General features: G+C 56.6%; 11 protein-coding genes. 9 read left to right on the top strand and 2 right to left on the bottom strand.

Annotated features, from left to right (window positions below):
• The first annotated feature begins 441 nt into the window (after window positions 1–441).
• The 9 genes from HW561_RS16710 to HW561_RS16670 all read left to right on the top strand — a co-directional run bounded on the left by HW561_RS16710 (window position 442) and on the right by HW561_RS16670 (window position 11,191).
• A complete protein-coding gene (locus tag HW561_RS16710) occupies window positions 442–1,524 on the top strand; it encodes a DUF3500 domain-containing protein (protein WP_176866509.1) in 1,083 nt (360 codons plus the stop codon).
• A 55-nt stretch (window positions 1,525–1,579) separates the two neighbouring features.
• A complete protein-coding gene (locus HW561_RS16705; protein WP_176866508.1) occupies window positions 1,580–2,092 on the top strand; it encodes a hypothetical protein in 513 nt (170 codons plus the stop codon).
• A gap of 15 nt (window positions 2,093–2,107) precedes the next feature.
• Window positions 2,108–2,788, top strand: coding sequence for a winged helix-turn-helix domain-containing protein (locus HW561_RS16700; RefSeq protein ID WP_176866507.1), 681 nt, complete (start codon window positions 2,108–2,110; stop codon window positions 2,786–2,788).
• Complete coding sequence (locus HW561_RS16695) at window positions 2,781–4,145, top strand: sensor histidine kinase (protein WP_176866506.1); 1,365 nt, start codon at window positions 2,781–2,783, stop codon at window positions 4,143–4,145. Before HW561_RS16700 ends, HW561_RS16695 begins: the two co-directional genes overlap by 8 nt.
• Before the next feature lie 277 nt (window positions 4,146–4,422).
• Window positions 4,423–5,817, top strand: coding sequence for an NAD(P)/FAD-dependent oxidoreductase (locus HW561_RS16690; protein WP_176866505.1), 1,395 nt, complete (start codon window positions 4,423–4,425; stop codon window positions 5,815–5,817).
• A 22-nt stretch (window positions 5,818–5,839) separates the two neighbouring features.
• Window positions 5,840–6,781: an agmatinase gene (gene speB, locus HW561_RS16685; RefSeq protein WP_176866504.1), complete on the top strand. Its 942-nt coding sequence runs from the start codon at window positions 5,840–5,842 to the stop codon at window positions 6,779–6,781.
• Between the two features lie 63 nt (window positions 6,782–6,844).
• Entirely contained in the window at window positions 6,845–8,041 is a 1,197-nt protein-coding gene (locus HW561_RS16680; RefSeq protein ID WP_176866503.1) for an MFS transporter, read from the top strand.
• Window positions 8,042–8,106: 65 nt separating this feature from the next.
• Window positions 8,107–9,564: an aldehyde dehydrogenase family protein gene (locus HW561_RS16675; RefSeq protein ID WP_176866502.1), complete on the top strand. Its 1,458-nt coding sequence runs from the start codon at window positions 8,107–8,109 to the stop codon at window positions 9,562–9,564.
• A 154-nt stretch (window positions 9,565–9,718) separates the two neighbouring features.
• A complete protein-coding gene (locus HW561_RS16670) occupies window positions 9,719–11,191 on the top strand; it encodes a biotin carboxylase (RefSeq protein ID WP_176866501.1) in 1,473 nt (490 codons plus the stop codon).
• 45 nt (window positions 11,192–11,236) lie between these two features.
• Here HW561_RS16670 and HW561_RS16665 read toward each other — a convergent pair whose 3' ends face one another.
• Entirely contained in the window at window positions 11,237–11,590 is a 354-nt protein-coding gene (locus HW561_RS16665; protein ID WP_176866500.1) for a hypothetical protein, read from the bottom strand.
• 33 nt (window positions 11,591–11,623) lie between these two features.
• On the bottom strand, window positions 11,624–12,121 hold the full coding sequence (locus HW561_RS16660) for a VOC family protein (RefSeq protein ID WP_176866499.1): 498 nt from the start codon (window positions 12,119–12,121) through the stop codon (window positions 11,624–11,626).
• Window positions 12,122–12,185 lie beyond the last annotated feature (64 nt).

The raw sequence follows: 12,185 nt of genomic DNA, 5'->3' as shown, positions 1-12,185 counted from the left end.
AACATCACCTGGACCACCCCGCAGGGCGGTGACGGACCAAACTATCCAAACATGTAAGCGAAAATACGGGCGCTGGCGTTAGGCTCCCGCGACACTTGGTTCTTGTTGTTGCAATGTTCGGTTTATCAGTTGGCGGGTTCGTAACACCGTGCATTCGGACCTTTTAGGGTTGAATGGTTCGAACGCACAAAGCTCCGTCTTCGTTGCCACATTATTCCACTAATTGGTTGGTGATTGCAGTTGGCCCGTGCGATTCTTCAATACGAGAGTTCAGCTTTTCAGTCGCCCGGTAATCTAACTGCGGCACCCTTATTGCGCCCCGAGGTCGTCGCGATGCTGCGTAGGGCAGGGCGAAGATTGCAAAATTGTATAGTTCAGCCCACGTGCATGCCATTTGCGGGGCCTATATGCTTATCGACACCTCATAGAAGGAGAGACCAGATGCGGTCAGTTTTCAATTCCTCCCTGTTGGCCCTTGGTCTGGCCACCGCTTTGGCCGGTGGTGCTTTGGCGCACGACGCCCCCCGTGTAGACCCGGCCAATCTGATCCCGATCCCCGCCTACAACGCGCAGATGCAGGCCAGCGGTGCGGCCAGTACCAAAGCCGCGCAGGCGTTTCTGGAAACACTCACCGACGCGCAGCGCGAGATAGTGATGATGTCGGTCACGGATGCCGCGCGCAAGAAATGGAGCAACCTGCCTGCGGGTATTGTGGACCGCTCGGGCCTCCGTCTGGGTGATTTGAACGCCGATCAACTGGGCCATTTCTTTGAGTTTCTCTCTGCCGCGCTGGACGCGGACGGCTATGAACGCGTGGCCGGAACTATGGCTGCCGAGGCTTACCTCAGCACGGATGACCAGGCCAAGCGATTGCAATGGGCTCCGGAAAACTACTGGCTGGCGTTTTATGGAACTCCCGCCTCGGATCAGGATTGGGCTTGGCAGTTTGGCGGACACCATCTGGGGCTGAACCTGACGATCAAGTCGGACCGCGTTGATACGATGTCGCCCAGCTTCCTCGGCACGGAGCCAGCAATTTTCACCTATAACGGGGTGAAATACGAAAATATCAACGATATGCACTTGGCGGGCTGGACACTTTATGACGCGCTGGACGCAGGTCAGAAAGAGTCTGCGACCCTGACGTCGGTGCCGCGTGATATCTCGACCGGACCGGGTAATGACGATGTTGTGCCACCGGTGGCCGGTATCACGGGGGCCGATCTGACCGAGGCGCAACAACAGTTGCTCCTTGCGACAATCGAGAAATGGGTCGGTGTGCAGCCGGACGAAAACGCCGAAGTGCGCATGGTCGAAATCGCAGCCGAACTGGATCAGGTTCATTTCGCATGGATCGGTGACAAAGAGGTCAATACCGATGCCTACTTTCGGATTCAGGGCCCCAGCCTTGTAATCGAAATGCTGTCCTATTCCGGCAATGTAGGGTCGTCCGCCGATGGGATGGGCCACTACCATACTCAATATCGTAATCTTGAAAATGATTACGGAAACCTGACGCAGTAACTCAGTTAGGGCCTCGCCTCGATCACGGGGAGGGGCCACAACAAGGAAGAATAAGATGACTCTGAATACACGTGTTTGGTCGACGCCATTGGTGATCGGCGCCGGGATTTTTGTGGCTGCGTCAGGGACGTTGATGTTCTGGCGCTTGGCCGGGCCGCTGGAAACGGCGCATGAATGGCTCGGGCTGGCTTTTGCAATTGGGATCTTGCTGCATGTGCTCAATCATTGGCGCAGCTTTCAGAAGTATTTCCAAGTCAAGAAAAACGCCAAAGGCCTGACAGTGCTGGCAATCTGTTTGGCGACGGCGCTGTATTTTGTCGGCATGGATGTGTTTGCTGAGGACGAGGGCGGCGCTCGTCCATCGCCACGTGTGATGGCGCAATCGCTGGCACAGGCTGATCTGGTAACGATCGCCGGATTACGTGGGACAACCGCCGACGAGTTGACCGAACGACTGATGAGCGCAGGCGTGGAGGTGGTGGTCTCGGATATGAGCGTGCGTGACATTGCCAGCGAAGCGGGTATTTCGCATGATGCGGTGCTTGTTGTGGTGTTGTCGGACGACTGAAAAAGGACCTGACCTATGCGTGTGCTGTTGTTGGAAGACGAAGCCGAAATCGGTCAGTGGATCACCCGGGGCCTGACCGAAGCAGGCCATGTTGTGGATCATCTTGCCGACGGGGCAGAGGCGCTGACCGCTGCCAGCAGCCGCGACTATGATCTGATAGTTCTGGATCGGATGACACCCACACTTGACGGGCTGAGCGTGCTGCGCGGTATTCGTGCTATTGGCAAAACCACACCTGCCATGTTCCTCACCGCGCTCGGCGCGGTGGAGGACCGAGTTGAGGGGTTAGAGGTCGGGGCGGATGACTATTTGGCCAAGCCTTTTGCCATGTCCGAGTTTCTGGCCAGAGCCAATGCGCTTATGCGGCGCGCCCAGATGGGTGACGGACAGGCCGAGCTGTCAGTGCTCACTGTAGGGCCGCTTGAACTTGATCTGATCCGGCGAAATTGTCGCCGCAACGGACAGGCGATTGAGCTCAACACCAAGGAGTTCAATTTGTTGGAGATAATGATGCGCAACAAGGGACGGGTTGTCACGCGCACCATGCTCCTTGAACAGATTTGGAACCTGAATTTCGATCCAATGACAAACGTGGTCGAAACCCATATGAGCCGACTGCGAGCCAAGATCGAAAAGCCATTTGGCGACACACTGATCCGCACGCTGCGCGGATCTGGGTATGTGCTGGATGACTAAGCTACTGCGCCGTTCCGCGCTGCGGCAGTCTCTTGTTTTGTCCGGAGTATTCCTGATGGGACTGCTGGTGGCCGGAACCTTGGTGCTGCTTGGCGCTAATGGTGCGGTAGAACGCCAGCTTGATCAGATGTTGATGACCCGTCATGCGCTGTTGGCCGAAGACCTTAGGGAAACGCCCCCTGAGGTGATATTTCCCAACTCAGGCAAGATTCAACCACGTAGCGCAAATTTCGAAGCGCTGGTGACAGACGACGGCACAATTTACGGCCAATTGCCCACCGAGACCGAGATCGTGACTGGACTGCAAACCATTCTGTTCAAGCCTCGGAACGAAAAGATACGGAATGAACATCAGTATTTCTGGCGGGCCTACTCGACGCGAGTCGAGGACGGCAACCTGATCGTTGGGACCCGTGCGGATATTTATAACGAGGCGGTTGAGTTGTTGCCGCTGGCCTTCTTGATCAGCGCTGGATTGATCATTCTGGTGGTGCTGGGGGGCGGATTGTGGTTCGCCACCCGCAACCAAGCCCGGCTTGACCGGATTCATTTGGCGCTTGACCGGATCGCGGCCGGAGATTTGGACAGCCGGATCAACGTGACTCACCCGGTGGATGATCTGGATGACCTCTCGGATCGGGTGGATGATACGGCAGAGCGGATTGCCTTGCTTATGGGTTACATCCGCCAATCCGCGTCCGGAATTGCCCATGACCTCAAGACGCCGCTGACCCGGTTGGGTATCCGCGTGGAAACCCTGGCCGACGCGATTGATCGCGGCAGCGACCCGACTGAAGATCTGGCTGCAGTCCAGCGCCAAATCAGCCAAATGTCGCAAATCTTTTCACTTCTGTTGCGCATTGCCGAGATTGAGCGCGGTTCGAGCCACATCCGCATGCAGGAAGTGGATCTGGGTGCATTGGCCGAGGTTGTAGCAGATATATATCAGGCCGTGATCGAGGATGAGGGTGGTAGCCTGCGGCTGGAACTGGACGCGCCCGCACTTGTTTGGGGCAATGAGGCGTTGTTGGTGCAGGCCTTGTCCAACCTGATGGAAAACGCATTGCGACACGGACGGAACCCTGAGAGCCAACGACCGGTGGTAACCTTGAGCGTGGTTGGCTCCGCGCTCTGTGTTCGTGACTCCGGCCCAGGCATTGCGCCCGAGCACCACGATGAGGCGTTGGTGCCGATGAAGCGGCTGGATGATCAGGTCCCAGGCTATGGCCTGGGGCTGGCGCTGGTCAACTCGGTGGCCAATCTGCACCGCGCGCGGTTGGTGCTGGATTGGGCCAATTGCGACCGAAAATGTGGTCTTTCGGTCTGCTTACACTTCACATCGGCTGACGGTCGCTGAACACCAGCCTAACGGTTCAGTCACTCTGCCGGACCGGCAGAAATCACTCGGACCCTCCTGCGCGACCGGCGCACCAGGCAGGTGCGGGCTGAACGGAGCTTGACTGACATTCGAACCCTTCGGGTGACGACGACAGATGGCAAATCCGTGTCCAAATGTATCGGGTCAAAATCGAAATACATAGACCTTGTCAATATGTGGATTGATAGTCCTGCATTTCGTTGTGGCCGCATGCGTGGGAAAAGAGGACATCTCAACCCTTTACTAAGAGGTCCCCATGTCATTCGCTGAAAAGGCACTGAAGGATGTCACGTTTTTTCCGTTCTGGTTGGACAGTCAGGACGCGCCCGATGTGTGTCATCAACTGATCGGACAAACAGACGCTGATCTGCTGATCATCGGCGGCGGGTTCACTGGCCTGTGGGCGGCGATCCAGGCCAAGGAACAGAATCCCGGGCGCGATGTGGTTCTGATCGAAGCGGGCAAGGTTGCCTATGGTGCGTCCGGGCGACCGGGCGCGATTGTTTCGACCTCGCTGATGCATGGGCTGCACAATGCAATCCGGATTTTCCCAGAAGACATCGCAGTCCTTGAGCAACTGGGTCAGGACAACATGCGTGGTTTTCTCAAAACGCTTGAGGACCACAACATTGATGCTCAGCAAGAGTGGGGCGGTGAGCTGACGGTGGGGATCGGCGATGGCAGCTATGATGTCGTCAAAGAAGAATATGAGGTCCACGCCAAATACGGCCACGATGTAGAGCTTCTGGATCGTGATGCGGTGCGCGCTCAGGTGGATTCACCACTTTACACCGGCGGGTGCTGGAGTAAGGCGCTGAGCGGTACCGTTCATCCCGCGCGTCTGGCATGGGGCCTGAAACAGGCGGCACTTTCCCTTGGGGTTCGGCTGCATGAGCATACGCTGATGGAAAACATTGAGCGTATCGATGGCGTTCTGCATGTAAAAACACATGACGGGTTGATCAAGACGCCAAAAATTCTGTTGTGCACAAATGCATTTGCCGCTGGGCACAAGAATATCAAAAAGCGCGTTGTCGGCATTCGTGACCGCGTCATGGCGACCGAGCCACTGACCGACGAGCAGATGGATCGGGTCGGCTGGAAAAACCGTCAGGGTATCTATGACACCCGGACCCAGCTGAACTATACCCGATTGACCAAAGACAACCGCATCATCTTCGGCGGACGTCTGACCTATTATTATGACGGCACAAACAACACGGATCCGGCTTATGAGCGGACGCAGGAGCCCTATGAGCTGCTTGCGGAAAAGTTCAACGACTATTTCCCCCAACTGGATGACGTCAAGATCAGCCATGCCTGGAGCGGGCCGATCGCCCTGACCACGCGAATGGCCGTGCATTTCCAGACCTATTGGGATGGCGATGTCGTCTGGGCCGGAGGCTATTCGGGTTTTGGTGTCTCAACCAGCCGCTTTGGCGCACGTGTTGGACTGGCCAAACTGGATCGGGTGGACTTGCCTGAACTGAATATGGATCTGTCCACCACCATGCCCAACTGGGTTCCGCCCGAACCCTTCCGCTGGATCGGGTCGAAAATCACATTCAACGCCCTGGATAGCGTTGACGAGAAAGGCGGATGGCGGCGGGCCTGGGTTTCACTGGTTCAAAAGCTTGGCTTCCCGATCTAACCGACAAAGCGAGGAAAAAATCATGGATAAACCAAACGTCGATACCGCAATCACCCGCGATAGCGCCAAGGGTCAGATCGGAGAAGTCAGCTATTCCGGTGTGACCAGCTTTGCCCGTTGTAAATACAGCAAAGACCTGACGGGCGTGGATGTGGCGATCACTGGTATTCCCTTTGACGTCAGCGTGACGCACCGCAATGGGTCGCGCTTTGGCCCGCGTCAGGTGCGTGAATTGTCAACCATGTTGGCGTGGGATGCCCCTTATGGCTGGCCGGTCAACCCGCTGGAAGAGTTCAATATCATCGACTATGGCGATTGCGCCTTCGATCACGGCAAACTGCATCATGCACCTGCTGCGATTGAAGAGCATATCAAAACCATTCTGGATGCAGGCGCCATGGCGGTGTCGATCGGGGGCGATCACTATACCACCCTGCCGAACCTGCGGGCGCACGCGGCCAAGCACGGCCCGGTTTCCGTCATTCAGTTTGATGCGCATTCCGACACATGGGTCGATGACGATCCCGAGCGGATGGACCACGGCACATTCATGTACCGCGCCATCAAAGAAGGACTGATCGTTCCGGAGAAATCCGTTCAGGTCGGCATTCGCACCACCAATGAAGACACCCAAGGGTTCCACACACTGGACGCGCGGTCTGTGCATGAACATGGGCCTGTGGAAACTGCTAAACGGATCAAGGAAATCGTGGGTGACAATAAGGTCTATCTGACCTTTGATATCGACGGTCTCGACCCCGCGTTTGCACCCGGCACGGGTACGCCGGTCTTTGGCGGGCTCACATCCGGTCAAGTGGCGATCATCCTGCGCGATATTGCGGGGATCAACATCGTCGGCGGCGATGTCGTCGAGGTCTCTCCGGCCTATGACACATCTGGCGCTACGGCGATCGCTGGATCGCAGATCGTGCTCGAAATCCTCTGCCTGATGGCAAACAAATAGGGACAAACCGCGTCGGACCGAAAAAGTCCGGCGCTTTTTACATTAAGGGAGGGGGAGGACCTCATGCTATCCAAACTTCGAACAATGAACCCGGACAGCCCGTTGACCATCAGCATCGCCAGTTTTGTCGGTGTGATGGCTCTGACGCCGCTGATGCTGTTGCCGATTCTGGTTTATGTCTATGATGAATTCCTAGAATTTGGCCCGGACATTGCTGGTCGGGTATCGTCTGCAGGTCTTGCAGGTATCGCCATCACCACGATCATCGTGGCGCTGAAGGCGAAACACTGGTCGTTGGGCAAGGCCAGCGTGGTCGGCATGGTGGTTGCCACATCTTTCACCATACTTGGCCTATTCATTCATGATGTTTGGCCCTTTACTCTGCTGGTATTCCTGACCGGACTTGGTGGTGGTGCGGCGCAGGCAGCGGTGGCAGCGGCATTGGCCCGTACTACGCATCCTGAACGGGCTTTCGGCATCTATATCGGCTGGCAATTTGCTCTGCCTGCTATCGGCTTCTGGTGGTTTCCACGCCTGGTCGAAGGGCCCGGGTACAGCCCCTTCCTGTCCGGTTTCAATGCGATGCTTTTTGTAATTCTGGTCTTGTGTTTTCTGGCCCTTATCCTGGCGCCGGTTATGTCGTCATTCAAGCTTCACAAAGAAGACGAAGGCGGCGAGATGGAATGGGGCCTTATCCTCAAACTGCCCGCGCTTTTGTCGGTGATTGGTCTGGCGATCTATGGCGCCGCCAATGCGGCTGTCTGGGCCTATTCCGAGGGTATGGGCGAAGATGCCGGGCTTGATATCTATCAAACTGGTGACATCATCGCTTATATCACCGGTTTGTCCGTGATTGGGCCGCTTTTGGTGGTCTGGCTGCAGGACAAGATCGGCCACTATATTCCGCTGGTGTCCGGCATCGTACTGCAGATCATAGCAATGTACTTGCTGCTCACAAACCAAACGCCGTTCGGGTACACGATTGGTCTTGGTCTTTTCTCGGTGGCGTGGGCATTCACATGGCCTTACTTCCTGAGCATTCAGGCTTCGTTCGATCACACTGGTACGGTCACTTCGTTTGGGCAATTCACCAACCTTGCGGGCAATGCGGTTGGCCCATTGGTTGCAGCGTCTTTCGTCGGTGCTGATGGCAATTACGTCGGCGCAATCTGGGTGGCTGTAGCACTGTTCATCGTGACACTTGTGCCGATGCTTATGATCCGCTCAGCACGCAAACGCGAGCTGGCAGGCGCAAGCTAATCTCAACCAAACATATACGCCGGGCCGCTTAACGGCGGGCCGATGATCCAATTTGGGAAAGAACCATGTCTTCAAATCCTCTTCTGCAACGTAATCAGACAGTCTTCATCAATGGTGAATGGCGTGACGGTGGTGGCGCTGCCCCGTTGAGCGTCGTGAACCCGTCCAATGGCGAGATCATCACACAGGTTCCGACAGGTGGGGCAGGGGACGTGGAAGCAGCGGCCGCTGCTGCTGCTGCCGCTTTTGGCCCGTGGAAGGCAACCCCATCGACCACCCGTGCGGGCTATCTGCGCGCGATTGCCAAAGGATTGGCAGCGCGCCACGATCAGCTGGTGAATGTGCAGATGACTGTCAGTGGTAAGCCACAGATGGAATCCGAAATCGACGTGGGCGACGCCATTGCCTGTTTCGAATATTATGCTGGACTCGCCGACGGTCTGGATGCGGCGCAGGACGCACCCGTGTCCCATGCGGGTGGTGATCACATGGGCCGCGTACGTCACGAGCCGGTTGGTCCTGTGGGCATGATCGTGCCGTGGAACTTTCCACTGGTCACCAGTGCGTGGAAACTGGCCCCGGCGCTGGCGGCGGGATGTACTGCGGTGATGAAAACGTCAGAGATGACCCCGTTGATCGAACTGGCCTATGGCGATATTGCCGTTGAAATCGGCCTGCCTGCCGGGGTGATCAATATCGTCACCGGTGGCGCAGATGTCGGCATCGCCATCAGCGCCGCGCCTGAGTTCCGCAAAGTGTCGTTCACCGGCTCAAACATGGTTGGTGCATTGGTCATGCAGGCCGTGTCCAAGCGCTGTTTGCCCATCGCGTTGGAGCTGGGCGGCAAATCCCCGATCATCGTGACCGAAGACGCGGATTTGGATACAGCACTGGATTGTGTGTTGGGCGGCGTTTTCTACAATGCGGGCCAGATGTGCTCGGCCACGTCACGCCTGATGGTACATGAAAGCCTTGAGGCCAAGCTGATCGAAGGTCTGGCAGAACGCGCCAAGGGCATGCGGGTCTCGTCCCCTTTCGATGAGGGGTGTGAGATGGGCCCGATCACCACCCGTGCACAGTTTACCAAAATTCGCGAATATCTAGACGGCGCCCGCGCCGATGGTTTGACCTGCGTGGCCGGTGGTGATGCGTTGGCCGACGGCCCCGGAAACTTCATCGCACCGACCATTTACCGCAACGTGCCGCACGACAACCGGATTTGGCGCGAAGAGGTGTTTGGCCCGGTCCTGGCCACGACAACCTTCCGCAGTGATGAAGAAGCCATTCGGATCGCCAACGACACTCATTACGGGTTGGTCGGATCCGTGGTTTGCGCCGACCCCGCACGCGGCAACGCCTTGTGTGACGGGATCGAGGCGGGCCAGATTTGGTACAACACCCCGCAGATTGTCTATCCTGACAGCGCTTGGGGTGGGTTTAAGGCCAGTGGAATCGGCCGCGAACTGGGGCCCTGGGGCCTATCCGGATTTCAGGGCGTCAAACACGTCACCTCACCAATGTAATCACTGCGGTCCGGGCAACGCCGAGGCTGCTTGTCCGGACCGTGGGTGTATCTTCGAAATGATGCATCCGAATGTCACAATTGGGATATGAAATGAGTTTCCCATCCAACAGCCTCAATCCCATGTTCAATCTGACAACAGCGATAGGGACATCATGACCAAAGCCAAAAAGACCAGCGGACGCCGCAAAAAGCTGAAATCGCTTTCCGAGATTTTTCAGTTTCTGCGCAAAAACGAAACGCCGATCTACATCATTACGCCCACCACATACAGCCTCCTGGGGCTGGATCAGTGGGTTGGTGGATTAGAGTTCATCAATTATTTCGACATCTTTGATGGCAATCACCGGCGTGCTTTTGTGCCGACGCCGATCAGCCATGACGATTTCCAATCGATGGAAGATGTGGCCAACTATCTGGTGTCCCACCCCGAGGTTGTCGAGAAAGCCAAGGCCAATCCGGGCGCCAAGGCAATCTTTGTGATGTTCGACGAAAAGACCGAAAAGCTGTGCAAAGAGATCGGCCTGGAAATTGCGCTGGCCCCTGCGGCGCTGCGCGAGCATCTTGACAGCAAGATCGTGACCACGCAGTTGGGCAACGAAGCAGGCGTGGCGTCAGCCCCGAACGTGATGGGATATGCCGACACCTATGCCGAACTGACTAAATTGGCCAATGGTGCAAAACTGGGCCACGATCTGGTGGTGCAGACACCGTATGGCGACAGTGGGCGCACCACGTTCTTCATCAAATCCGAAAAGGATTGGGACAAGTATTCCGCCAAGATCGTCGACCAGCAACTGAAGGTGATGAAGCGTCTGAACCACCTGCCCGGAACTATCGAGGGATGCGCCACACGGCACGGTACCCTTGTGGGCCCGGTCATGACCGACATTACCGGCTTTGCCGAAGTCACCCCCTACAAAGGCGGCTGGTGTGGCAACGACATGTCGCCCACAATTTTGCCCGAAGGTGTACCGGAGAAGGTACAGAAAATGGCCCGCGACTTTGGTGAGCGGCTTTATAAAGAAGGCTATAAGGGTGTATTCTGCCTCGACTTCCTACTCGATACCGATACCAACGAGGTCTATCTGGGTGAGTTGAACCCACGCGTCAGCGGCGCGACCCCGCCGACCAACCTGATCACCTCGACCTATGGCGGCTGCCCGTTGTTCCTGTTCCATTTACTGGAATACCTGAACGTAGATTACGAGATCGACATCGCCGAGATTCAGGCCCGTTGGACCGAATATGACAACTGGACCCAACTGATCTTCAAGCAGACCGAAGACAAGGTCGAGCTGATCACCAAGGCGCCGCAATCAGGAATCTGGCAGATGGATCAGGACGGCGACGTTAGCTTTGTCCGTCCGGCGCTGAACATCACGTCGATCGGGCAGGAAGCCGAGGCGTTTTATCTGCGGGTCTATGGCGCCGGTGACTACTGCTATCACGGCGCGGATCTGGGGTGCCTTTTGACACGCGGTCGGATGCAGACCGACAAGCGCAATCTGACCAAACGCGCAAAGCTGTGGAATTCCGGGATCAAGGCGCAATTCAAATCCATCCCGCTGAAAGCCGAGCAGGCCGTGAATATCCCCGAGGATATCTCGGAAGGAAAATGGTTCTGAACCAGAGTTAAAAACAATAAAAAAGCCGGGGACTGCCCCGGCTTTTTATTTCAAATTGGGTCCTCCCATCGGGCCTTCCCCAGAGGGTTCGATGGGCTCAATATCGTTGCGGACCCAGAAGAACCGAAAACCAAAGGACCGCAGCCACTTTTCCAGCCGGTCCAGACTGGACCATTCCCGTCGCAAACCGCGCGCGGATTCTACAAGCGCCCATTGTCCGTCGACCAGGAAATATACGGTCCATGTATTCGGGTGCCGGTCATTGTTGGCAAAACCGCCACCTGCGACTTCGCGCACCGTGCGCACCGCCACGGGATAGTCGGCGATGCGCTCCTCCAACATCAACTCGGGCAAAGCATTTTGCCGGATCGTACTTGTCGGGGCTGGCTCGTGGTCCATTCGGGTCTCTTTGTCGGTGCTACCCAACTACAGTCACGAGTTTCCAGTCGCGTCAACCGGTTCAGATGTTTCCGAGTCGGTCACTGCGGCAGCGCTGCGCGCGGCAATCTCTTCCTTGCTCATAACTTCGACGCGCTCTGCCACCGTCCAGCGATGCCCAAACGGATCTGCCAGCGCGGCCGTGCGTTCACCCCAGAATGTGTCTTGCGGGTTCGAAATCACTGTGGCGCCTGCGGAAACGGCCTGCTCGACACTGGCGGTAACGTCTTCCACATACAGGTGCAACGAAACCGCGCTTGCAGCGGCTGGCGCTGGCGGCACATGTCCATGCGCGGCCCAGCCATTGGTGATGAACACCATGGCATTGCCCAGCTTGACAGACGCAAAGCCGGGGGCTTCTGCGGTGTCCTGAACTTTCACTTCGGCATCAAAGGCATTTTCCAAGAACTTCAACATCTCGGCGACGTCCAAAACGGCCAGAGATGCCGTTACGGTTGTGTACCCGCGAGGGCGAATAGCTGGTTTTTTCATCGTTCAATCCTGATTTGTGTCAGCACGCTCACAAAATGGTGCTCATAGATACATTATGATCCAT

Source organism: Ruegeria haliotis (assembly GCF_013377785.1).
GTDB lineage: Bacteria > Pseudomonadota > Alphaproteobacteria > Rhodobacterales > Rhodobacteraceae > Ruegeria > Ruegeria haliotis.
The sequence above is the reverse complement of the archived record's forward strand: the minus strand, read 5'-3'. Positions and strand labels throughout refer to the sequence as shown.

Bases quoted from the DNA above. Each gene is read 5' to 3' on its own strand.
- HW561_RS16665 (WP_176866500.1), bottom strand. From the start codon at position 11,590: ATGGACCACGAGCCAGCCCCGACAAGTACGATCCGGCAAAATGCTTTG.
- HW561_RS16710 (WP_176866509.1), top strand. From the start codon at position 442: ATGCGGTCAGTTTTCAATTCCTCCCTGTTGGCCCTTGGTCTGGCCACC.
- HW561_RS16675 (WP_176866502.1), top strand. From the start codon at position 8,107: ATGTCTTCAAATCCTCTTCTGCAACGTAATCAGACAGTCTTCATCAAT.
- speB (WP_176866504.1), top strand. From the start codon at position 5,840: ATGGATAAACCAAACGTCGATACCGCAATCACCCGCGATAGCGCCAAG.
- HW561_RS16700 (WP_176866507.1), top strand. From the start codon at position 2,108: ATGCGTGTGCTGTTGTTGGAAGACGAAGCCGAAATCGGTCAGTGGATC.
- HW561_RS16705 (WP_176866508.1), top strand. From the start codon at position 1,580: ATGACTCTGAATACACGTGTTTGGTCGACGCCATTGGTGATCGGCGCC.
- HW561_RS16695 (WP_176866506.1), top strand. From the start codon at position 2,781: ATGACTAAGCTACTGCGCCGTTCCGCGCTGCGGCAGTCTCTTGTTTTG.
- HW561_RS16680 (WP_176866503.1), top strand. From the start codon at position 6,845: ATGCTATCCAAACTTCGAACAATGAACCCGGACAGCCCGTTGACCATC.
- HW561_RS16670 (WP_176866501.1), top strand. From the start codon at position 9,719: ATGACCAAAGCCAAAAAGACCAGCGGACGCCGCAAAAAGCTGAAATCG.
- HW561_RS16660 (WP_176866499.1), bottom strand. From the start codon at position 12,121: ATGAAAAAACCAGCTATTCGCCCTCGCGGGTACACAACCGTAACGGCA.
- HW561_RS16690 (WP_176866505.1), top strand. From the start codon at position 4,423: ATGTCATTCGCTGAAAAGGCACTGAAGGATGTCACGTTTTTTCCGTTC.